Annotated in this window: 27 protein-coding genes; 16 read left to right on the top strand and 11 right to left on the bottom strand. The window is 68.3% G+C overall.

Annotation, left to right across the window (positions count from 1 at the left end):
- Nucleotides 1–104: 104 nt before the first annotated feature.
- From ACIQK7_RS04260 to upp, 3 genes are all read right to left on the bottom strand, one after another.
- The gene (locus ACIQK7_RS04260; RefSeq protein ID WP_403021639.1) at nucleotides 105–548 is read right to left on the bottom strand and encodes a MarR family winged helix-turn-helix transcriptional regulator; all 444 of its coding nucleotides are present in this window, start codon (nucleotides 546–548) and stop codon (nucleotides 105–107) included.
- Nucleotides 549–751: 203 nt separating this feature from the next.
- The gene (locus ACIQK7_RS04255; RefSeq protein ID WP_403021636.1) at nucleotides 752–1,480 is read right to left on the bottom strand and encodes a winged helix-turn-helix domain-containing protein; all 729 of its coding nucleotides are present in this window, start codon (nucleotides 1,478–1,480) and stop codon (nucleotides 752–754) included.
- Nucleotides 1,481–1,817: 337 nt separating this feature from the next.
- A complete protein-coding gene (upp, locus tag ACIQK7_RS04250) occupies nucleotides 1,818–2,450 on the bottom strand; it encodes a uracil phosphoribosyltransferase (RefSeq protein ID WP_403021634.1) in 633 nt (210 codons plus the stop codon).
- Between the two features lie 51 nt (nucleotides 2,451–2,501).
- Here upp and ACIQK7_RS04245 point away from each other — a divergent pair, with 51 nt between their 5' ends.
- Entirely contained in the window at nucleotides 2,502–2,933 is a 432-nt protein-coding gene (locus ACIQK7_RS04245; RefSeq protein ID WP_403023974.1) for a nucleoside deaminase, read from the top strand.
- On the opposite strand, the gene ACIQK7_RS04240 is transcribed toward ACIQK7_RS04245, so the two are convergent.
- On the bottom strand, nucleotides 2,930–3,559 hold the full coding sequence (locus tag ACIQK7_RS04240; RefSeq protein ID WP_403021632.1) for a glutamine amidotransferase: 630 nt from the start codon (nucleotides 3,557–3,559) through the stop codon (nucleotides 2,930–2,932). The two genes, ACIQK7_RS04245 and ACIQK7_RS04240, sit on opposite strands and share 4 nt — an antisense overlap.
- Before the next feature lie 59 nt (nucleotides 3,560–3,618).
- Nucleotides 3,619–3,951, bottom strand: a complete 333-nt coding sequence (locus ACIQK7_RS04235) for a hypothetical protein (protein ID WP_403021630.1) — start codon at nucleotides 3,949–3,951, stop codon at nucleotides 3,619–3,621.
- A 23-nt stretch (nucleotides 3,952–3,974) separates the two neighbouring features.
- On the opposite strand from ACIQK7_RS04235, the gene proC reads away from it, so the two are divergent.
- A complete protein-coding gene (proC, locus tag ACIQK7_RS04230) occupies nucleotides 3,975–4,808 on the top strand; it encodes a pyrroline-5-carboxylate reductase (protein WP_403021628.1) in 834 nt (277 codons plus the stop codon).
- Nucleotides 4,809–4,810: 2 nt separating this feature from the next.
- On the opposite strand, the gene ACIQK7_RS04225 is transcribed toward proC, so the two are convergent.
- The gene (locus ACIQK7_RS04225) at nucleotides 4,811–5,479 is read right to left on the bottom strand and encodes a potassium channel family protein (RefSeq protein ID WP_403021625.1); all 669 of its coding nucleotides are present in this window, start codon (nucleotides 5,477–5,479) and stop codon (nucleotides 4,811–4,813) included.
- Nucleotides 5,472–6,896 carry a TrkH family potassium uptake protein gene (locus tag ACIQK7_RS04220; RefSeq protein WP_403021623.1) on the bottom strand — a complete coding sequence of 475 codons (1,425 nt, stop codon included), beginning with the start codon at nucleotides 6,894–6,896 and terminating at the stop codon, nucleotides 5,472–5,474. Before ACIQK7_RS04220 ends, ACIQK7_RS04225 begins: the two co-directional genes overlap by 8 nt.
- Nucleotides 6,897–6,991: 95 nt before the next feature.
- On the opposite strand from ACIQK7_RS04220, the gene ACIQK7_RS04215 reads away from it, so the two are divergent.
- The 3 genes from ACIQK7_RS04215 to ACIQK7_RS04205 all read left to right on the top strand — a co-directional run bounded on the left by ACIQK7_RS04215 (nucleotide 6,992) and on the right by ACIQK7_RS04205 (nucleotide 8,064).
- Nucleotides 6,992–7,528, top strand: a complete 537-nt coding sequence (locus ACIQK7_RS04215) for an ArsR/SmtB family transcription factor (protein ID WP_403021621.1) — start codon at nucleotides 6,992–6,994, stop codon at nucleotides 7,526–7,528.
- 116 nt (nucleotides 7,529–7,644) lie between these two features.
- Nucleotides 7,645–7,839 carry a helix-turn-helix domain-containing protein gene (locus ACIQK7_RS04210; protein ID WP_325209672.1) on the top strand — a complete coding sequence of 65 codons (195 nt, stop codon included), beginning with the start codon at nucleotides 7,645–7,647 and terminating at the stop codon, nucleotides 7,837–7,839.
- Between the two features lie 126 nt (nucleotides 7,840–7,965).
- Nucleotides 7,966–8,064, top strand: a complete 99-nt coding sequence (locus tag ACIQK7_RS04205; protein ID WP_003792170.1) for a 30S ribosomal protein bS22 — start codon at nucleotides 7,966–7,968, stop codon at nucleotides 8,062–8,064.
- Nucleotides 8,065–8,144: 80 nt separating this feature from the next.
- On the opposite strand, the gene ACIQK7_RS04200 is transcribed toward ACIQK7_RS04205, so the two are convergent.
- Entirely contained in the window at nucleotides 8,145–8,903 is a 759-nt protein-coding gene (locus tag ACIQK7_RS04200) for an HAD family hydrolase (protein ID WP_403021618.1), read from the bottom strand.
- Between the two features lie 84 nt (nucleotides 8,904–8,987).
- Here ACIQK7_RS04200 and ACIQK7_RS04195 point away from each other — a divergent pair, with 84 nt between their 5' ends.
- A complete protein-coding gene (locus ACIQK7_RS04195; RefSeq protein WP_403021616.1) occupies nucleotides 8,988–9,248 on the top strand; it encodes a glutaredoxin family protein in 261 nt (86 codons plus the stop codon).
- A gap of 4 nt (nucleotides 9,249–9,252) precedes the next feature.
- Here the strand turns inward: ACIQK7_RS04195 and ACIQK7_RS04190 are convergent, their stop codons facing one another.
- On the bottom strand, nucleotides 9,253–9,807 hold the full coding sequence (locus tag ACIQK7_RS04190; RefSeq protein WP_403021613.1) for a hypothetical protein: 555 nt from the start codon (nucleotides 9,805–9,807) through the stop codon (nucleotides 9,253–9,255).
- 84 nt (nucleotides 9,808–9,891) lie between these two features.
- Between ACIQK7_RS04190 and ACIQK7_RS04185 the strand changes: the two genes are divergently transcribed.
- Both ACIQK7_RS04185 and ACIQK7_RS04180 read left to right on the top strand, forming a co-directional pair.
- On the top strand, nucleotides 9,892–10,290 hold the full coding sequence (locus tag ACIQK7_RS04185) for a cupin domain-containing protein (RefSeq protein WP_403021611.1): 399 nt from the start codon (nucleotides 9,892–9,894) through the stop codon (nucleotides 10,288–10,290).
- 67 nt (nucleotides 10,291–10,357) lie between these two features.
- Complete coding sequence (locus ACIQK7_RS04180; RefSeq protein ID WP_403021609.1) at nucleotides 10,358–11,008, top strand: hypothetical protein; 651 nt, start codon at nucleotides 10,358–10,360, stop codon at nucleotides 11,006–11,008.
- A gap of 8 nt (nucleotides 11,009–11,016) precedes the next feature.
- Here the strand turns inward: ACIQK7_RS04180 and aspS are convergent, their stop codons facing one another.
- On the bottom strand, nucleotides 11,017–12,345 hold the full coding sequence (gene aspS / locus ACIQK7_RS04175; protein ID WP_403021607.1) for an aspartate--tRNA(Asn) ligase: 1,329 nt from the start codon (nucleotides 12,343–12,345) through the stop codon (nucleotides 11,017–11,019).
- 129 nt (nucleotides 12,346–12,474) lie between these two features.
- Here aspS and ACIQK7_RS04170 point away from each other — a divergent pair, with 129 nt between their 5' ends.
- From ACIQK7_RS04170 to ccsB, 5 genes are read left to right on the top strand one after another with little or no spacing between them, the layout of a single operon-like run.
- Nucleotides 12,475–13,113 carry a histidine phosphatase family protein gene (locus ACIQK7_RS04170; protein ID WP_403021604.1) on the top strand — a complete coding sequence of 213 codons (639 nt, stop codon included), beginning with the start codon at nucleotides 12,475–12,477 and terminating at the stop codon, nucleotides 13,111–13,113.
- Nucleotides 13,114–13,115: 2 nt separating this feature from the next.
- Entirely contained in the window at nucleotides 13,116–13,718 is a 603-nt protein-coding gene (locus tag ACIQK7_RS04165; protein WP_403021602.1) for a TlpA family protein disulfide reductase, read from the top strand.
- Entirely contained in the window at nucleotides 13,718–14,470 is a 753-nt protein-coding gene (locus tag ACIQK7_RS04160) for a cytochrome c biogenesis CcdA family protein (protein ID WP_403021600.1), read from the top strand. The genes ACIQK7_RS04165 and ACIQK7_RS04160 overlap by 1 nt, the downstream gene beginning before the upstream one ends.
- Entirely contained in the window at nucleotides 14,454–16,088 is a 1,635-nt protein-coding gene (locus ACIQK7_RS04155) for a cytochrome c biogenesis protein ResB (RefSeq protein WP_403021598.1), read from the top strand. Before ACIQK7_RS04160 ends, ACIQK7_RS04155 begins: the two co-directional genes overlap by 17 nt.
- Nucleotides 16,089–16,135: 47 nt before the next feature.
- Nucleotides 16,136–17,047, top strand: a complete 912-nt coding sequence (gene ccsB, locus ACIQK7_RS04150) for a c-type cytochrome biogenesis protein CcsB (RefSeq protein ID WP_403023971.1) — start codon at nucleotides 16,136–16,138, stop codon at nucleotides 17,045–17,047.
- Nucleotides 17,048–17,050: 3 nt separating this feature from the next.
- Here the strand turns inward: ccsB and ACIQK7_RS04145 are convergent, their stop codons facing one another.
- Nucleotides 17,051–18,034 (bottom strand): o-succinylbenzoate synthase, encoded by a 984-nt coding sequence (locus ACIQK7_RS04145; RefSeq protein WP_403021596.1) that lies wholly within the window; start codon nucleotides 18,032–18,034, stop codon nucleotides 17,051–17,053.
- Between the two features lie 73 nt (nucleotides 18,035–18,107).
- Here ACIQK7_RS04145 and ACIQK7_RS04140 point away from each other — a divergent pair, with 73 nt between their 5' ends.
- From ACIQK7_RS04140 to ACIQK7_RS04130, 3 genes are all read left to right on the top strand, one after another.
- Nucleotides 18,108–18,551: a hypothetical protein gene (locus tag ACIQK7_RS04140; protein WP_403021593.1), complete on the top strand. Its 444-nt coding sequence runs from the start codon at nucleotides 18,108–18,110 to the stop codon at nucleotides 18,549–18,551.
- A gap of 48 nt (nucleotides 18,552–18,599) precedes the next feature.
- Nucleotides 18,600–19,502 carry a 1,4-dihydroxy-2-naphthoyl-CoA synthase gene (locus ACIQK7_RS04135; RefSeq protein ID WP_403021591.1) on the top strand — a complete coding sequence of 301 codons (903 nt, stop codon included), beginning with the start codon at nucleotides 18,600–18,602 and terminating at the stop codon, nucleotides 19,500–19,502.
- Between the two features lie 132 nt (nucleotides 19,503–19,634).
- Nucleotides 19,635–20,585, top strand: coding sequence for a 1,4-dihydroxy-2-naphthoate polyprenyltransferase (locus ACIQK7_RS04130; RefSeq protein ID WP_403021589.1), 951 nt, complete (start codon nucleotides 19,635–19,637; stop codon nucleotides 20,583–20,585).

The raw sequence follows: 20,585 nt of genomic DNA, 5'->3' as shown, positions 1-20,585 counted from the left end.
CGAATGCTACTCGCGGGGGCGCGCACCGCATCCGCCCACGGGAGTAAGCCCGCTACTGCCCGGGGAGACGGGCAGGCGCTCGCGCCCGCGCAGTGACGACCCGCCTATTTCTGCTTGACTCCGCTTCGCAGCTTCTCGCACAACGCTTCCAGCTGCTGCAGCTCCTCATCGTCGAGCGCGGCGCCGACGTGCGTACTGATCGACTCCATGTGGGCGACGGCGACGCGACGGAACAGCTCGAACCCCGCGTCGGTGAGCGAGACGATGACCCCGCGCGCATCCTTCGGGTCTGGGCGCTTCTCGATGAGCCCTCGGGCGGCGAGGCGGTCGACGAGCCGGCTGACGCTCGGCTGGGTGATGAGCAGGTCTGCGACAAGGTCACGGATGCGCAGGGCTCGCGTGGGCTGTCGCGACAGGTTGAAGAGCACGTCGTACTCGGTGAGCGAGATCTCGTCGGTCGGAAACTCGCGTCCGAGCTGTCGCATGACGGTGACCTGGGCGCGAAAGAGCGCCTCCCATGCCGACACCGCGGTCGTCTTCGACGCCATGATCGCCCCTTCTCGTGGTGCCTACAGGTTAAGTGATTGAGGGCCCGTCGTAGAGGCTAACGACGGGCCCTCTCCCTTGCACCAAGAGTGTCCTGCAATCACATTCCGCGGGAGCTGCCACAGCAAACAACTTCCGCTAACCAAGACTGTATAACAGAAGGGTAACGCCCGCTAGTTATCAATCCGTTATTTTTCTGGAAAGGCTAGAAACGGTCGGGCGAGGGCGTGCTCGTGTGCTGCACCGAGACATCCGCGTGGCGGTCGAAGCGGTAGCCCGCACCGCGCACCGTGCGCACGATCTCCTCGTAGCCGCCGAGCTTGGAGCGCAGACGCCGCACGTGCACGTCGATCGTGCGCACGTTTGGCGCCTCCTCGTCGTCGACGCCCCAGAGGCCAGCGATGAGCTCGGCGCGGTCGATCGTGCGGCCCTCGCGCAGCACGAGGTACTGCAGCAGCTCGAACTCCTTGTAGGTCAGCGGCGCGACCTCGCCCTCGAGCACGACGCGCTTGCGGGAGAGGTCGATGATGACGCCGCCGCGCGACTCGGGCTCGATGGGCTCCTCGTCCTGCTGGCGGTGCTTGGCGAGCGCGGCCGGGTCCTGGAGGGCGAGCCGCACGACATCGACGTCGCGGCCACCGACGCCCTGCGGGGCGAGGGCGACGGCCGCGTGGGTCTCGGCGTTCGGCACGAGTTGCTGCGTCAGGGTCTTGAGTGCCTCGACGATGGCGCCGAGGTCGGTGCCTGCCGCGGCCGCCTTGAGCTCGTCGACGCCCACGTAGAGCACGAAGCCGCGCGCCTCGGTGCCCTCCGGCACGGCGCGCAGACGGCGGCGCTGGGCCGGCTCGGCAGCGGCGGGTGCTGCGGGGGGAGTTGCGGATGCTGCGGCAGCCGCGTTCGCGGAGGCGTCGGAGATTTTGAGTGCGAGTGACATCGGTCGAATTCCTTCGTAAGGGGTGAAGGGCCTCTAATGATGAGGGTGCGATCCTTCGGTGTTACTTCAGGTGTGCGCTGGGAGTGGACGCCCCGTCATGAAGGGGAGCCACCCGGAGTCCGTCGTGCACTTCCGCGATATGGCGCGAAGGGTGCGGGACTCGGCGTTCGGTTCTGTTGAGGAGCCGTGGCCGTCTAGGCGCACATTCGACAACACATGGCGCGTGCCGGCATCATCATGCCAGCGTTCCTCGAAGCCTCGTAGGAGGTCAAGGTGCGCGCGAATGTAGTCATGCGGTCAAGTATCCGCCCGGTGGGGCAGTTTTGCAAACGGGGGATCAGACCGTGCCGTAGAGGCGGTCGCCCGCGTCACCCAGGCCGGGCACGATGTATCCGTGCTCATCGAGTCGCTCGTCGAGCGCGCCCAGCACGATCGTGAGGTCGCGACCGTCGGTGCCCTTGTCGATCGCGCTGAGCCCCTCGGGGGTTCCGAGGAGGCAGATCGCCGTGACATCCTGCGCCCCACGCTCGAAGAGGTAGTTGACCGCCGCGAGCAGTGACCCGCCCGTCGCGAGCATGGGGTCGAGCACGAAGCACTGGCGGTTCGAGAGGTCTTCGGGCAGCCGCTCGGCGTAGGTCGTGGGCTCGAGGGTCTCCTCGTTGCGCACCATGCCGAGGAAGCCGACCTCCGCCGTCGGCACCAGCTTGGTCATGCCCTCGAGCATGCCGAGGCCCGCCCGCAGAATGGGAACCACGAGCGGCCGCGGGTCGGCGATCGCCACACCGGTCGTCTCGGCGACGGGGGTCTGAATCGTCATGGGCACCGTGCGCACGTTGCGGGTCGCCTCGTAGGCGAGCAGCGTGACGAGCTCCTCGGTGAGGGCGCGGAAGGTGGGGGATGCGGTGGTCTCGTCGCGCAACACGGTCAGCTTGTGCGTGATGAGCGGGTGGTCGGCAACGTGAACTCGCATACGCTCAAACCTAGTCGAGAGGGGTTGTCGTTGACGACGTATACGGAGTGGATGCGCACGCTCATTCGTGACGCCGCGCTCGCGACAGAGCACGGGGACGTGCCCGTCTCCGCCGTCGTGCTCGCCGCCGACGGCACCGTGCTCGGCCGTGGGCGCAATGAGCGCGAACTGCGCCACGACCCCACAGCTCACGCCGAGATGCTCGCGCTGCGACAGGCGGCGGATGCCACGGGCGACTGGCACCTCGAGGGCACGACGCTCATCGTGACCCTCGAACCGTGCCCCATGTGTGCCGGAGCGATCCTGGCCGCCCGGGTGCCCGTGGTCGTCTTCGGGGCGTGGGACGACAAGGCCGGTGCATCCGGAAGCGTCTACGATCTGCTGCGCGACCGGCGGCTGCCGCACCGCGCCGAGGTACACGCTGGGGTCGAGGCCGATGCCTGCGCGGCCCAGCTCCGCGAGTTCTTCGAGCGTCTGCGCTAGGACAGCCCGCCCAGCCACTCCCCGAACATCGCGCGGGAGGCATCCTGCATGGCCGCATTGTGGCGAGCGGCCTGCTCGCGCAGCTCGTCGGCGCCGCGCAGCCCGGCCTCGTTGTGCCGGATCCACGCCTCGTTCATCTCGGCCGTCACCTCGGGGTGGAACTGCACCGCGAGCGCGCGGTCGCCGAGGCGCCACGCCTCGTTGGGGTAGGCGTCGGAGGTCGCGAGCCGTTCCGCCCCCGACGGGAGCTCGAAGTGGTCGCCGTGCCACTCGAGCATCGGCACGCCGGCGACGTGGCGCACGGGCGAATCCTGCCCCGCCTCGGTGACGCGGATGTCCCGGTAGCCGATGTCGCGCTTCGGCCCCTTGAAGGCGGGTGAGCCGAGGGCCTCGGCCATGAGCTGGGCACCGAGGCACACGCCGAAGACGGGGGCAGCGGCATCCAGTCGCTGCTGCAGCACCGAGAGTTCCTGCGAGATGAAGGGGTAGGCCTCCTTCTCGTAGACGCCCATCTCCCCGCCGAGCACGACGAGCAGCTCGGCTTCGAGGATCGCGGATGTCTCGGCCGCGAGGTCAGCTTCGGGCACCTCGATGTTGCGCACGGTGTAGCCGTGCTCCACGAGCACGGGTTTGAGGTTGCCGAGGTGGATGCGGGGCTCGTGCCGCAGTACGAGCGCGGTGCGGCTCAGTCGACGCCCCGGATGAAGTAGACGTCGGTCGGCGGGTTGGTCTCGTCCGGCCGACGATAGACGTCGGGCTCCAGGTAGATTCCGCTCGCGGTGGGGGCAACCTCGCGAATCGCAGCCTTCAGTTCGTCGATCGTCTCCGCGATCTCCGCCAAGCGGTCCTGCGCGGGGAACGCGATCGCCGCACCCACGAGGAGCTCTTCGGTGTCAATGCGCACCACTCGAAGGTCAACGAGCGACTGCACCCTGGGATGCGCGTTGATCGCATCGCGGATCGCGTCGCTTTCAGCCTTGCTCACACTGCTTGCACTGTCGCCGCCGTTCGCACTCATGCGCCTAATCCTAGGATGCTGCAATGACGACTTTGCGGCCCACCATCAGTTTCCTCGGCGCCGGTTCGATGGGGTCCTCGATCCTGCAGGGCCTGCTTGCGAGCGACTTCGAGAGTACGAGCATCCGCGTGACGAACCGCACGGATGCGAGTGCCGCGGCGCGCGGGTGGCCAGAGCCCGTGACATCCCTCTCACTGGAGTCGAACCCGCGCGCCAACCTCGACGCCGTGGAGGGTGCCGATGTCGTCGTCATCGGGGTGAAGCCGCACATGGTCACCGACCTCCTGCGCGAGGTTGCGCCGGCGCTCGCCGAGGGTGCGATCGTCGTGAGCCTTGCGGCGGCCGTCTCGACCTCGGTCATGGAGGCGGCGCTGCCCGGGCACGTCGCGGTCGTGCGCACCATGCCGAACACGCCCACGGCTGTGGGGCTCGGCGTCACGGCCCTCAGCCGCGGCACCCGCACGAGCGATGAGCAGTTGGCACTCGTCGAGCGGATGTTCGAGGCCGTCGGCGCCGCACTGGTCGTCGACGAGACCCGCATGGAGGCGGTGACAGGTGTCTCCGGCAGCGGCCCCGCCTACGTCTACTACATGGTCGAGTCGTTCATCCGCGGTGCAGAGGCGCAGGGCTTCACACCGGAGGAGGCGGAGAAACTCGTGCTGCAGACCTTCCACGGCGCCCTCGAGATGCTGCGCGTCTCGGGCAAGTCGCCCCAGCAGTTGCGTCGCGACGTGACGAGCCCCAACGGCACGACCGAGCGCGCGATCGCCGTGCTGCAGGAGGCCGACCTGCCGGCCATCCTCACGGCCGCGGTCGAGGCATCCGCTGCCCGCTCCCGCGAGCTCTCCCAGCCCTAGCGTCAGCTCTGGGCGGCGAAGCGCTCGATGTCGGCCGCGTTGCCACTGACGATCACGAGGTCGTGGTTCGAGATGTGGGTCTCCGCGGTCGCGTAGGTGAAGTCCTGCCCTGGCGACTTGACCCCGACCACCGTCAGACCGAACTTCTTGCGCACCTGCGACTCGGCGAGCGTCATGCCGCGGATCGACTTGGGCGGGTACATCTTGACGATCGCGAAGTCGTCGTCGAACTCGATGAAGTCGAGCATCCGCCCATTCACCAGGTGGGCCGTGCGCTCGCCCGCCTCCGCCTCGGGGTAGATGACGTGGTTCGCGCCGATGCGGGCGAGGATCTTGCCGTGCGACTGGCTGATGGCCTTCGCCCAGATCTGCGGAATCTTGAGGTCGACGAGGTTGGCGGTGATGAGCACGCTCGACTCGACGGATGAGCCCGTCGCGACGACCGCGACGGCGAAGTCCTGCGCGCCGATCTGGCGGAGTGCGTCGATGCTGCGCGCATCCGCCTGCACCGTGTGTGTCACGCGGTCGGCCCACTTCTGCACGAGTGCCGGGTCGGTGTCGACCGCCAACACCTCGCGATCGAGGCGGTCGAGCTGGCCGGCCGTCGCCGCGCCGAAGCGCCCGAGGCCGATGACGAGCACGGGGGCGTCGTGGGGAATCCGGTCAACCAACGATGGGCCTCTCTTCCGCTCTCCGGAACAACTGCCGGCGCTGGGAGGCCGCCAGTGCGGCGGCCAGGGTCACTGTACCAACGCGCCCGGCCCACATGGTGGCCGCGAGCGCGTACTTTCCTGGGTCGGGGAGCGTCTCAGTGAGTCCCGTCGTGAGCCCGGAGGTCGCAAACGCCGAGATCACGTCGAAGAGCACGAGATCGAGCGGCGCCTTGGTGAGGTGGAGGATGAAGATGCTCGCGGCCGCCACGATCGTGGCGCCCCACAGGGTGACGCTGACGGCGAGCCGAAGCACGTCGACGGGGATGCGGCGCTCGAAGGCCTGCATGTCCTCGTCGCCGCGCGCCTCCGCAAACGCCGCCAGGAACAGCACGGCGAGCGTCGTCACCTTGATGCCGCCCGCCGTTGACGCGGAGCCGCCGCCGACGAACATGAGCATGTCGAGCACGAGCAGGGTCGAGCCGTTGGCCGCGCCGATATCGATGGTGGAGAAGCCCCCGGAACGCGACATGACGGACACGAAGGTGCCGGTCAGCGGTCGCTCCAATGGGTCTTGGGCGGCAAGCGTGGCGAGGTTGTTCCATTCGAGAAGCGTGATTGCGATACCGCCAAGCACGATGAGCCCAAGTGTCGTGGTGAGGGTGAGCTTGACGTGCACCGACCAGCGCTTGGGGTTTCGCCATCCGCGCGCCAGGGCGAAGATCACGGGGAAGCCGAGGCTGCCGAGGAACACCGCGAGCGCGAGCATCGACAGCATCCACGGGTCACCAGTGAAGGGTGCGAGCCCGTCGGGGTTGGGCGTGAAGCCCGTGTTGGTGAAGGCGGATGCCGCGTAGTAGAACGACTGCCACACGGCCGTCCACCCGTCGAACCCTGCCGCGAGCAGTCGCGGGTAGATCGTGATGGCGACGACGACCTCGATGATGAGGGCACTGAGGGCCACCGTCGCGAGCAGCCCGCCCATCTCGCCGAGACGGATGGCCTGCGACTCCGAGACGGGGCCGTGATGGATGCGCGAGGGGTTGCTGTCGCTCGCCGCCATGAGTCGGGTGCGCAGCCCGAGCCGCCGAGACACGATGAGCCCCATCATGCTGGCGACCGTGAGCACGCCGATACCGCCGACCTGGAGGCCGACGAGGATGGCGATATTGCCGAAGAGACTCCAGTGCGTGCCCATGTCGACGACAGTGAGTCCCGTCACGCAGATGGTGGAGACGGCCGTGAAGAGCGCGTCGGCAAAGGAGGTCGACTCCCCACTCGCGTGCGACGCCGGAAGGAGCAGCACGACTGTGAGCGCCGCGATGAGGCTCGTGAAGACGAGGATTGCGAACCGTGCCGGCGACCCGGTGGCGAAGTCATCGAGCGCATCGCGGAAGCGCTCGGCGCGCGTGCTGCGGGATACGGGCTTGCTACGCATGCGTTCCCTCGCCACTCCACTCCGCTGTACGGCGCCGCTGGCCTCGCGGACAGCATGTCATGGTACTCCCCGCCTGTGCCCGTTAGCCTGTTGCCATGGCGGACATTTTTGGCGTGATTGCGGATGCGACGCGCCGTGAGCTCCTGCAGGTTCTTCTCGAACGCTACTCGGCTTCAGACTCGCCCACCGGCGACATCAGCGTCGGCGAGCTGGTGGAGAAACTGGGGCTCAGCCAGCCAACCGTCTCGAAACACCTCAAGGTGCTGCGCGAGTCTGGCCTCGTGGCCGTGCGGGAGGTGGGCCAGCACCGCTACTACCGTCTCGAGACCCAGCCCCTCGAGACTGTCGAGGACTGGCTGATGCCGTTCATGGCCGTCGACTACGGCACGGATGCTTCGGGCTCCCCACGCTCGCTGGGCGCGGGTGCCTTCGCCGCGTGGTCGGGCGCACCGCTGCCCGAGCCGCTCCGCCGCGCGGGCGAGACGCTGCAGCATCCGGGTGAGGCGGGTGCCGCCGTGGGGCGGGCGGTCGCTGGCGCGACCTACGGCGTGCGCCACCGCTTGGAGGAGGCATCGGGCAACGTGGAGCGGCGCGTGATCGAGCCGATCAAGAAGAAGCTGAAGAAGGACTGACGCACTCTCCACAGCCCCCGAATCGGGGCATGGACAATCTTTCACTTCTGGCTCTAGAGTAGCGATCAAGCACTCCAGTCACATCTGCACCGGGTGTTCCGCATGAGGGGTTTTCGATGGCACGCGATCTTTCCGACGTGAAGTTCCTGACGGTGGCTGAGGTCGCCGACATGATGCGCGTGTCCAAGATGACCGTCTACCGCCTCGTGCACTCGGGCGAACTGCCCGCCATCCGCTTCGGTCGTTCCTTCCGCGTGCCCGAGTCGGCGGTTGAGGCTGCGATCGAGGGCCACATCTCCGACGTCGGCTGAGCATCCGCTGCCCGTTCGGGCCTGGCCGTCAACGAGGCGCGCCGATGTCGGCTACACTGTCGAGAGGCAATTTTTCCGCGGTTCTGAACGGACCCGGTCGTCTGTTCAAGAATCAGTGAGGTACGTATGGGTTCCGTAATCAAGAAGCGTCGCAAGCGTATGGCGAAGAAGAAGCACCGCAAGCTGCTTCGCAAGACCCGCCACCAGCGCCGCAACAAGAAGTAGCGCAAGCGTTCACGAAGCGCCGAGTCGAGAGACTCGGCGCTTCTGCGTTTAAGGAGTGCACGCGCATCCGGCGCTCGGTTTCAGGCGTTCGTGCCCTGTTTCGCCTCTCGGCGCACCCGCTTGCGTGCCGCACGGATGCTCGACTTGTTGAGCCGCATCACCGACCAGCCCTTGCCGGTCGCATGCCGCATCAGTTCGGTGTCGGGATTGACGACGACGCGATTGCCAGCGAGCTCGAGGAGCGGGATGTCGTTGCGCGAGTCGGAGTAGGCCCAACAGTCCTCGAGGGGTGACCCCGTGCGCTCGGCCAGCTCACGTGCCGCCCTCGCCTTGTGTTCGCCGTGCAGGAAGCCGCCCACCAGGCGGCCGGTGAAGCATCCCTCGCTCACCTCAAGGCGGGTTCCGATCGCGCCGGTAAGTCCGAGGCGGCGGGCGATGACGTCGGCCACGATCGAGGGGGTCGCCGTGACGAGCCAGACCTGGTGGCCCTTCGCGAGGTGCTCGCGCGCGAGCCCGACACTCTCGGGCCAGAGCCTGCGCTCGATCTGGCGGTCGAAGATCTCCTCCGCGAGCTCGAGCACCTCGGCCTCCCGCACGCCCGCCGCGAGGCCGAGTGCCCGTTCGCGAAGCCGTTCCAGGTGGTGCAGGTTCTCCCCGACGCGGATGAATCGTGCCTGCTGCCACGCGAACCGCAGGAGATCGCGCACGCCGACGTATCCGCGCCGGTAGGCACCGCCCCCGACGTGGTAGATGCTCGCACCCCGCATGAGGGTGTTGTCCACGTCGAAGAAGGCGATGACCGGCCGGGTGCCGTCGTCGTTGGCGGTGGGCGCATTCATCCGCGCCATCGTAACCGCTGAGACTCGCGCTAGGCGCGCCCGCGAACAGGGGGCCCGGTGTCACGCCGACTTAGCATTGTGGGTATGCCCCACCTCACCCTGCTGACCCGGCCCGGCTGTCACCTCTGCGACGACGCGCGGGACGTCGTGACGGGGGTGATCCGGGAGCTGGATGCCGCGGCATCCGCTGTGCAGGTCACGCTCGAGGAGAAGTCGATCCTTGACGATGAGGCGCTGCTCGCGCGGTACTCGGAGGAGGTCCCGGTGCTCATGATCGACGGGCGCGTGCACAACATCTGGCGCATCGACCCGGAGCGGCTCCGCACCGCCCTCACCGCGGGGTAGTCGCTCAGCGGCGCTTCGCGGCGGCCTCTGCCTCGGCCCGGGACTCGTAGACGGGCTCGTCGAGCACGAAGGCGAGGCGCTCCTCGGGGGCAACCAGGAGGAGGTCTGTGGGCTCCTCCGCCGTGTCGAAGTCGGCGGCCGCCAGGGGCTCGCCGCCGAGGTGCACCGTGACGAGACCGCTGCCGGTCTCGAGTGAATCGACCTCGAGGGCCGGGACCGCCTTGCCGTGCCGCTCGATGAGGCGCCCGATCGCGGCGCCGATGCCCTCGCTGCTCTGCATGAGGGCCTTCTCGTCGACGACCGTGTAGTCGTAGCGGGTGCGCACCGTCACGGTGAGTTCGTCGGCGACGTCCTCCTCGGGCTCCTCCGGCTCGTCGAAGAGCTCGTCGAGCGCATCCCCATATTCGCCCACGGCCTCCCACAGGCGGCGGTCGACATCCTCGGCCTCGTCCTCAGAGCCGTTGCCGGAGGCGACGACATCGATGTGCCGGCGCAGTATCGCGAGGAGGGCCTCCCCGGCCTGGATGGCGGACGTGCGGGCGGGGTCGGTGCTGCTCATGCCGCCACGCTAGCACCACCCCCGCGCCGTCTCAGCGAGGGGGCTTTGCAGGGTTCTCACAGTTGGGGGCGTAACGTCCGCCGCATGACGAAACTCATCAACTTCTCGATCGAGACCGAAGCAGAGAAGAGCGCGGATTTTCGCCGCGTGCTCTGGACGGGCGAGCACACCCAGCTCGTCATCATGACCATCCCGGTCGGTGGTGAGATCGGGGCGGAGACCCACCCCGACAACGACCAGATCCTGACGATCGTGGGCGGCACGGGCGAGGCGACCGTCTCGGGCAACAAGAAGCAGATCGCGTCGGGCGACCTCGTCGTCGTGCCCGCGGGTCAGCACCACAACTTCGTCAACACGGGCCCCAACCCGCTCGTGCTCTACACGGTCTACGGCCCGCCGGACCACGCGGATGGCGCCGTCCACAAGACCAAGGAAGAGGCCGACCGCCTTGAGGAAGAGGGCAAGGACGAGCCGCCGCAGTAGCCTCCGCGCACTGGGCATCGGCAATCCGGAGCCCATCTTCAGGGTCGGGTTCTAGAGTCGGCCGGTCATGACTGTGCCCCCGATCCGTCCCCGCAACCGTCGCCGAGGCATCCGACCCGCCGTCCTCGCGTCATTCGGGGCGGCCGCCGTCGCGCTCGCGGTGCTGACCACCGCCGCGGTGCTGCCCGGTCTCGCGGGCGCAGAACAGACGGATGCGCCGCCCGCCGCTCAGTCGCTGCAGGTCTTCGGCGCCCAGCTCTCGGCGACCCCCCGCGACACCTACACGGCGACGCCCGGCGAGGAGACCTATGTCGCGGGCGGCACGAACCGCGACTGGGCGAGCCTCGTGCTGCTCTACGGTGAGTGGCCGGTCACGGAGGAAAACGTGACCGTCATCATGCGGTGGATGCGCCAGGAGAACTACGAGAAGACCTGGTGGAACCGCAACAACCCGCTCAACAACGGCTGGGGTTCCGGCGGCGGGGGAGGGCTCGGCTCCTACCCGAACCTGCGCGTTGCGGCGCAGAACGCCGCGGAGGCGCTCCACACGCATCCGGGCTATGCGGGCATCCGTGACGGCTTCGCGGCATCCGCCCCCACCGAGGTGACCGAGGCCGCCATCTGGGCGTCACCGTGGGCGAGCAGTCACTACGCCAACGGCTCGCACTGGCACTACACCCCGACGCAGGTCATCAAGGCCCCCGCCGAAGCCTGGTAGCCCCGCGGCTACGGCAGCAGGCGGTTCGGCCCGCGGAAGAGGTAGGTCGTCTCGCGCAGGTTCGGCAGGCCGAGCATGAGCATCAGCACGCGCGAGAGGCCCATGCCGAAACCGCCGTGCGGCGGCACCCCGTAGCGGAAGAAGTCGAGGTAGAACTCGAGCTCCTCCGGGTCGAGGCCCTTCTCCTTCGCCTGCTCCACGAGCACATCGACACGGTGCTCGCGCTGTGCACCCGTCGAGATCTCGACACCGTTGTAGACGAGGTCGTAGCTGTTCGTGAGCGCAGCATCCTGAGCGTTGCGCATGTGGTAGAACGGCCGGATGCTCGAGGCATAGTCGGTCAGGAACACGAAGTCGTGCCCGAACTGCTCCTTGACGTAGGCGGCGATCTGGCGCTCGCCCTCCGGGTCCATGTCGTCGTCGTGACGGGGGACCTCGTAGCCGCGCTCGGCGACGATGCGCTTCGCCTCGGCGAGCGGGATGCGGGGGAACGGCGTCGACGGCACCTGCAGGTCGATGCCGAAGTGCTCGAGGATCGCCTCGCCGTGCTTCTCCTTGACGGCGGTGATGCCGGCGACGAGCAGTTCCTCGTGCATCCGCATGACGTCTTCGTGGGAGTCGATCCAGCTGATCTCGGCGTCGACGGAGGTGAACTCGGTCGCGTGGCGCGACGTGAACGAGGGGTCGGCGCGGAAGGCCGGGCCGATCTCGAACACGCGACCGAAGCCGGCCGGCTGCGCCATCTGCTTGAAGAACTGCGGGCTCTGCGCGAGGTACGCCTTGCCCTCGAAGTAGTCGACCTCGAAGAGCTCGGCGCGCGACTCGGAGGCGCTCGCCATGAGCTTGGGCGTGTGGATCTCGATGAAGTCGTTGTCGACCCAGTAGCTGCGCCAGGCGTGCTCGAGGGTCGTCTGGATCTTGAAGACGAGGGCGTGCTTGGGCACGCGCAGGTCGAGGAAGCGCCAGTCCATGCGCTTGTCGATGCCGCTGTCGTCGGCGATGGGCGTCTCGGGGATCGCGGCCGCCGCGACCTCGACCGCGTCGAGCTTGATCTCGACGCCACCGAGCTTGACCCGCTCGTCGTGCTTGAGGTCTCCTGACGCCGTCAGGAACGTGCCCTGGGCGAGGCCCGAGATCGTCTCGGCGAGGGCATCCTCCGCCGGAGTGCCGTCTTCGTTGAAGACGCGCGGGTGCACGAGCTGCACGGCGCCGCTCTCGTCGCGCAGCACCACGAACTGCACCTTCTTCTGATCGCGAACCGTCTCGACCCAGCCGGAGACAGAGGTGGGGCCGTCGGATGCCGCGGCGAGGTCCTTGATGAGGGTGCGTTCAGTCACGCGCTCCAGTGTAGTTGCGCGGCTGTGTGGGTCCTTGAGCATCACGTTCCGGTTTCGATACCGCGCTACCCCGCCTCAACGGCCTGCGGGCAGGCATTTCACAAGCATCCGTCTGCCTACACTTGATGCGTGCCTGCCTCCCTCATTCATCTTGTTCGCCATGGCGAGGTGCATAACCCCGAGGGCGTGCTCTATGGCCGCATCCCCGGCTACCTGCTCTCGGAGCTTGGCCACCGGATGGCGGATGCCGCAGCCCAGCATCTCGAGGGTCACCCCGTCAAGGCGTTGTTCGCCTCGCCGCTCGAGCGTGCGCAGGAGTCGGCGAAGCCGTGGTCGGAGCGCTTCGGCCTCGAGGTCACAACGGACGAGCGCCTGATCGAGCCGACCAACAAATTCGAGGGCCAGACCTTTGAGTTCGGCCCCAAGATCATCACCAAGCCACAGTCGTGGCCGTGGGTCATGAACCCCTTCAAGCCGAGCTGGGGTGAGCCCTTCGCGAGTGTGGCCGACCGGATGCTCGCGGTCATCGAAGACGCCTGGAACTCGGTCGACGACGGCGAGGTCGTCATGGTCAGCCATCAGATGCCGATCGTGATGGTGCAGCGCTATGTGACGGGCCGCAAGCTCTACCACGACCCCCGCAAGCGCCGCTGCAGCCTCTCGAGCATCACGACGCTTCGCCGGGAGGACGACCGTTTCGTCGAGCACTCCTACGCTGAGCCCGCCGCCGAGCTGCTCGCGCAGGCCGCCGACTTCGGGGCGGTGTGAGCGTGCGCGCATCCGTTCTTCGCCGCGGTGCGGCAATCCTCGCGCTCGGCGCCCTCCTCCTCACTGGCTGCACTGCCAGCGACCCGCTGGCCCAGAAGTACGGAAATGGCGGCGCGAGCAACACGGAGTCGAATGACGGCGCGATCCTGGAGATCGCGCCAGAGAACCGCGCTGCCGCCCCCGAGTACTCGGGCATGACCGACGCTGGCGTCGAGGTGTCGAGCGCCGACTATGAGGGCCGCGTCGTGGTCGTGAACTTCTGGTACGCCGCCTGCGGCCCCTGCCGCGCCGAGGCCCCCGACCTGGAAGCCCTGCACCAGAAGCACAAGGACGACGGGGTCTCGTTCATCGGCGTCAACACCCTCGACCAGCCCGAGAACGCGCTCGCCTTCGCCCGCAAGTACGGCATCACCTACCCGTCGATCATGGACGGGGAGACGGGCGAGGTGCGTCTTGCCTTCGCCGGCCAGGCATCCCCGAGTGCCGTGCCCACAACGCTCGTGCTCGACAAGGAGGGGCGCGTCGCCGCCCGGTTCCTGGGGCAGATCGTCGCACCGGGCAACCTCGACACGATCATCCGTGAGCTCGTCGCGGAGGAGCTCTAGTGGATGTCGGCGAGATTGTCCTCGACGGCAATCTCCTCCTTGCGATTCCCCTTGCCCTCCTCGCTGGCCTCGTCTCCTTCGCGTCCCCCTGCGTGCTCCCGCTCGTGCCCGGCTATCTCGGCTACATCGGCGGGGTCACTGAGGTCAGCGAATCGGATGCCGCGCGCCGCCGCTCCCGCAACCGCCTGCTGCTCGGGGTGCTGCTCTTCGTGCTCGGCTTCAGCGTGGTCTTCGTCACCTTCGGGCTGCTCTTCGGCGTCGCGGGGCTGCTGCTCATCCGCTGGATGGACATCATCACGCGCATCGCGGGCGTCATCATCATCGTCATGGGGCTCGTCTTCATCGGCGGCTTCGGCGCGATGCAGCGCACGATCAAGCCGCGCTGGAAGGTCGCGACGGGCCTCGCGGGGGCGCCGTTCCTCGGCATCGTGTTCGGCCTCGGCTGGGCGCCCTGCATCGGCCCGACGCTGGCCGCAGTGCTTGCCCTGAGCCTCGAGGGTGGTTCACCGGGCCGCGGCGCGCTGCTGGGCGCCGTGTACTGCCTCGGCCTCGGCATCCCCTTCCTGCTCGTCGCGCTCGGCTTCGGCTGGGTGGCGGGTTCCGTTGCGTGGCTCAAGCGCAACATCCGTGTCGTCAACCTCGTTGGCGGCGCACTCCTCGTGCTCGTCGGCCTCGCCATGGTGACGGGGCTGTGGGGCATGTTCATCTCGAGTTTGGGATCGGTGATCGGCAGCTTTGTCCCGGCCATCTGACCATCACGACAGCCCGGCGCCCGCGCCGCGCGAGGGCGTCAACCAGCCCTCTCTCGGCGTCGTCGGCTACCTGCGCTTCTTCTGGCGGCAACTGACGAGCATGCGCACGGCGCTCGTGCTGCTGCTCCTCCTTGCGCTCGCGGCGATCCCGGGTTCGCTCGTGCCGCAGCGCTCCTCCGACCCCAACGGCGTCACGCAGTACTACAGCGATCACCCGGACCTCGCCCCGGTGCTCGACGACTTCCAGCTCTTCGACGTCTTCGGCTCGGTGTGGTTCTCGGCCATCTACCTGCTGCTCTTCGTCTCGCTCATCGGCTGCGTCATCCCGCGCACGCTGCACCATCTGAAGGCACTCCGCACGCCGCCGCCCAAGACGCCAGCGCGCCTGTCGCGGCTGGAGGCCTACCGCTCGACCGAGGCGGAAGGGGTGACCGCAGCATCCGCCATCGAGTCGGCGCGCACGCTGCTGCGCAAGTCCGGATACCGCGTGCGGGTCTTCGAGAAGGCGGGCGAGCTGTCGGTCTCGGCCGAGCGCGGCTACCTGCGCGAGACGGGCAACCTCATCTTCCACACGGCGCTCATTGGCGTGCTCGTGTCGGTGGGCATCGGCGGCGGCTTCGCCTACAACGGCCAGAAGGTCGTCGTGGAGGGAAAGCCCTTCGTCAACGTGCTGAACGACTACGACTCGTTCAGCCCCGGCCGCTTCTTCGACGAGGGCTCGCTGCCGCCCTACCGGCTCATCCTCGACAATTTCGACGCGAGCTACGAGACCGAGAACGTCAACGCCTTCGGGTTCGCGAGCGACTTCCGCGCGGATGTCACGGTGCACGAAGACGGTCGCAGCCCCTACGAGGCGCAGGTTCGTGTCAACGAGCCGGTGCCGATCATGGGCCTCGACACCTACCTCGTCGGCAACGGGTACGCACCCCACGTGACGGTCACGGATGCCGACGGCAACATCGCCTTCACGGGCCCAGTGCCGTTCATTCCACAGGACGACAACCTCACCTCCCTCGGCATCATCAAGGTCACGGATGCCCTGCCAGAGCAGATCGGCATGCGCGGCTTCTTCTACCCCTCGGCGGCCGTGCTCGAGTCGGGAGCACTCACCTCCAACTTCGCCGACCTGCTTGACCCCGTGCTCACGCTCAACGTCTACACGGGCGACCTTGGCCTCGACGACGGCACGCCCCGCTCGGTGTACTCGCTCAATGTCGAGGGCATGCAGGAGATCGTCGGCGGTGACTCCGGCGTCGACTCGATCCAGCTGCGGCCGGGGGAGTCCTACGAGCTTCCGGGCGGTCGCGGCACCGTCACCTTCGACGACATGAGTGAGGCCTCGCCCGACGGCGAGAGCGTGCTGCGCTTCGCATCCTTCGACGTGCACCATGACCCGAGCGCCGGCTGGGTGCTCGTCTTCACGATCCTCGTCATCGGCGGGCTCATCGCGGGGCTCTTCGTGCCGCGCCGCCGGGTGTGGGTCAAGGCGATCGACGGCGATGAGGGCATCCGCCTCGAATACGCGGGTCTCGCCCGCGGCGAGGACCCCGGCCTTGAGGGCGCCGTGGCAGACCTGGCCGAGCGGCACGCCCAGGCGCTCGGGGTTAGGCTTAGCTAGTGTCCGACGTGCTTGATTCCTACTCGCTGGTCGCCGTCTATTCGGCGATGGCGGTCTACGTGTTCGCCTTCGTGCTGTTCACGATCGACCTCGCCAAGCGCTCGACCTATGCGACGGCCGCGGCCGACCAGCTCGCCATGTCGGAGCGACAGGTGGCTGCAGCATCCGGCGCCACCGCCACCCTCGAGAAGACGACGACGGATGTCGCGGCACCCCGCTACCGCTTCGAACGGATCGCCTTCGCCCTGACCATCCTTGCGACGCTGCTGCACGTGGCCGCGGTCGTGTTCCGCGGCGTCGCCCAGGGCTTCGTGCCGTGGGCCAACATGTTCGAGTTCTCGCTGACCTCCTCGGCGATCGTGGCGGTCGTGTTCGTGCTGCTGCAGTTCTGGCAAGACCTGAAGTTCCTCGGCGCCTACATCGTCGGCGGCCTGCTCATCACGCTCGGTGTCGCGACGGTCAACTTCTACGTGCCCGTCAAGCCGCTGCCCGACGCGCTCGACTCGTACTGGCTCGTCATCCACGTCTTCGTGGCCGCCCTCGGCACGGCGCTCTTCGCGATCGGTGCCGCACTCTCGCTCCTGCAGCTGCTGCAGTCGCGCCGCGAGACGAGCGGCAAGGGCATCGGCTTCCTCCGCACCCTGCCCAAGGCCGACCGGCTCGAGAACCTCGCCTACCTGGTGACGGTCGTCGGCTTCGTCTTCTGGACCTTCACCCTCGTCGCCGGCGCCATCTGGGCCGAACGCGCCTGGGGCCGCTACTGGGGCTGGGACACCAAGGAGGTGTGGACGTTCATCATCTGGACCGTCTACGCCGGCTACATCCACGCCCGCGCAACCCGCGGCTGGCGCGGCGCCCGCTCGGCCTGGCTCGCGCTCATCGGCTTCGGCTCCGTGCTCTTCAACTATGTGATCGTCAACCAGTTCTTCAAGGGGCTGCACAGCTACAGCGGGCTGTAGGCGTCACTCCCGCGCCAGCAGCGCGTGGCAGCGGCGCAGCCTGTCCAGCCACCAGTCGCGACGGTCTGCGGATGCCTCGTGCCGGTCGAGCAGGGTAGAGCTCACGTCGATGCGGCGCACCGGGATGCAGCCGTCGACGGGGAAGAGCGGCTCCTCCGTGACATCCGCTTCCAGCAGCGCGGCCGTGCCGAGTCCGCAGTCGTAGTCGAGCACGGGGACGACCCCCGCGAGGTGGGCGCCCATCGAGAGGCCGATGCTGGTGTCGAGCGCGCTCGAGATGACGACGGGCAGGCCCGCCTCAGCGATGATCCGCTCTGCCGCCGCGATACCGCCGAGGGGCTGCGCCTTGATGACGAGCAGGTCGGCGGCGCCGGCCCGCGCGACCGCGAGCGGGTCTTCGGCCTTGCGCACGCTCTCGTCGGCGGCGATGCCGATGCCCATGTAGCGGATGCGCTCGCGCAGCTGGGCGAGCTCGTCGACGCTCGCGCAGGGCTGCTCGAGGTATTCGAGGTCGAACTCGGCCATGGCGTGCACGGCCCGCTCGGCCTCGTCGATGGTCCAGCCGCCGTTGGCGTCGAGGCGGATGCGGCCCTCCGGGCCGAGGTACTCGCGCACCGCCCGCACCCGTTCCACGTCGTCGGCGATGCGCTGGGACGGGTCGGCGACCTTGACCTTGACGGTGCGGCATCCGCTGAAGCGATCGAGCACCTCGGCGACCCGGCTGGGATCGACGACCGGCAGGGTCGCGTTCACCCGCACGCTGCTGCGGAACACGGCCGGCTCCTCGCCCCAGCCGAAGTCGATCGCCGCCGCGAGCCAGGTGGCCGCCTCGGCGTCGTCGTACTCGACGAAGGGGGAGAACTCGGTCGCACCGCGTGGCCCCTCGAGGATGAGGGCCTCGCGGGTGTCGATGCCGCGAAATCGCGTGCGCAGGGGGAGGGAGACCACTCGCGCCGTTGCGAGCAGGTCGTCGATCGTGGGGAGCATCGCCCCAGTCTGGCAAAGCGGATGCCGCGTTCCCCGAGTGTGCGCCCGCGACACGTGGAATAGGCTCGCGTGCATGAGTTCGAGTGGTGAGTCGGTGCCCTCCGGTTCCGTCCCCGCCGGTTCGGCGCCGGACAGTCCGTGGACGGCCGAGGCCTGGCTGCCGCAGGCAACGCAGCAGCCGGCGCATCAGCCCGCCCAGCCCGCGCCCACGCCGTCTCCGGTTCGCAAACGCAGCCGCTCGGTCGTTGGCATGGCGGCACTGGGGCTCGCCGTCCTGGGGCTCATTGTCGAGGTCATTGCGATTGCGATCGCCGCGCCGGCGTCGGCCACTGTGACGACCTGGGCCGTGGCATCCGTGCTGGCGTGGATCACCAACGGGCTCACCCTGGTTGCCGTTGTGACAGGTCTCGTGGCCGTCGTCGCCCGTCTCGGCCGCTGGTGGGGTGCCCCGGCGATCGTCGTCGGCTTGCTCGCGAACCCGTGGCTGCAGGTGACGGTGCTCGGCGCCTTCGGCTAGCGCGCGACGCACAAAACTTCGCGCGCCGCCCGCCCGTAGGCTGGGAGCATGACCGTCTCCGAGCTCTTCGACGAATCCCGCTGGGTGGTGGCGCCGGGCGCCGACGCGCTGACCGACATCACGTACCACCACGACACTGACGGCCGCGTCGCCCGCATCGCGTTCAATCGGCCGGAGGTGCGCAACGCGTTCCGCCCGCACACGGTCGATGAGCTCTACCGCGCGCTCGACGACGCCCGCCAGAACCCGCGCATCGGCGTCGTGCTGCTGACCGGCAACGGGCCGAGCCCCAAGGATGGCGGCTGGGCCTTCTGCTCGGGTGGCGACCAGCGCATCCGGGGCCGTGACGGTTACAAGTACTCGGATGACGCGACGACCGTGCAGGACCCCGCGCGTTCGGGCCGCCTCCACATCCTCGAGGTGCAGCGGCTCATCCGCTTCATGCCGAAGGTCGTCATCGCGGTCGTGCCCGGCTGGGCGGCTGGCGGCGGCCACTCGCTCCACGTCGTCTGCGACCTGACGATCGCGTCGGCTGAGCACGGCAAGTTCAAGCAGACGGATGCCGATGTCGGCTCCTTCGACGCCGGTTACGGCAGTGCCTACTTCGCTCGTCAGATCGGGCAGAAGAACGCGCGCGAGGTCTTCTTCCTCGCCAGGGAGTACAGCGCCCAGCGTGCCTACGAGATGGGGTCGGTCAACTCGGTCGTGCCGCACGAGGAGCTCGAGATCACAGCCTACGAGTGGGCGCAGGAGATCCTGACCAAGTCGCCGACCGCCATCCGGATGCTCAAGTTCGCCTTCAACGCGGTCGACGACGGGCTCGTGGGGCAGCAGGTCTTCGCGGGCGAGGCGACGCGCCTCGCCTACGGCACGGACGAGGCCGTCGAGGGCCGCGACTCGTTCCTCGAGAAGCGCGCGCCGGACTGGTCGCCGTTCCCCTGGCAGTTCTGACGAGCGCGGTGTCTTTTCGTCAGAGCGCCCGAATATTCGGCAGCGCTGATGAGAAGCGCCAGCGCTCATGGCGGATGCCTCGTGTGCACTCCCGAATAGGATTCGATCGTGGCTAGAGCGAAGCAGCAGAGAATGGATCCCCGCAAGACCGCGGCGGCGGCGCGCAGCACCAAGCGGCCGGTGCCCCCGCAGGCGAAGGTGAAGCCGGCGACGGCGGGCGACTGGATCGCCGGGGCTCGCATCCGCACCCTCACGCTCGGCATCGCTCCCGTCGTGCTTGGCACGGCGGCGGCCCACTTCTCCGCGCCCGAAGAGGGCTGGCACTGGGTGCGGGCGCTCCTGTGCCTCGCGACCGCGCTCCTGCTGCAGATCGGCGTCAACTACGCGAACGACTACTCCGACGGCATCCGTGGCACCGACGCCCACCGCGTGGGCCCGTCGCGGTTGACCGGCTCGGGCGCCGCGAAGCCCCGCACGGTGCTGACGGTGGCGCTCGTGTTCCTCGGCCTCGGCGCGCTGGCCGGCCTCGCCGTCATCGTGCTCAGCGGGCAGTGGTGGCTGCTCGCCGTCGGGGCGGCCGCGATCGCCGCCGCCTGGTTCTACACCGGTGGCAAGCATCCGTATGGCTACTACGGTCTGGGCGAGGTCTTCGTCTTCGTGTTCTTCGGCCTCGTCGCGACCGCCGGCACGATGTACGTGCAGGTGGGCACCGTCTCGCTCGAGGCGTGGCTGCTCGCGGTCATCGCGGGGCTCTTCGCCTGCTCCGTGCTCGTCGCCAACAACATGCGCGACATCGAACAGGACCGCCTCTCCGGCAAGCGCACCCTCTCGGTGCTCATCGGGCTCACGGCATCCCGCGTGCTCTTCACGGTGCTGATCCTGGCGCCGTTCGGCATCCTCGTGTTCTTCGCGCTGCTGTTCATCCTCGCGAAGTACGTGTTCTTCGTGCTGCTCCTCGCGGTGCCCGCGGCGATCATCGCATGCACGGGCAAGACGGCGCAGGAGTTCCTGCTCGTGCTCAAGCTCGCGAGCATCACCTCGCTCGTCTTCGCGCTGGGGTTGGCCGCCGCGATCGTGTTCTAG

The organism is Salinibacterium sp. GXW1014, assembly GCF_044769865.1.
Classification (GTDB): domain Bacteria; phylum Actinomycetota; class Actinomycetes; order Actinomycetales; family Microbacteriaceae; genus Homoserinimonas.
This window is presented reverse-complemented; position numbering and strand designations above follow the sequence as displayed.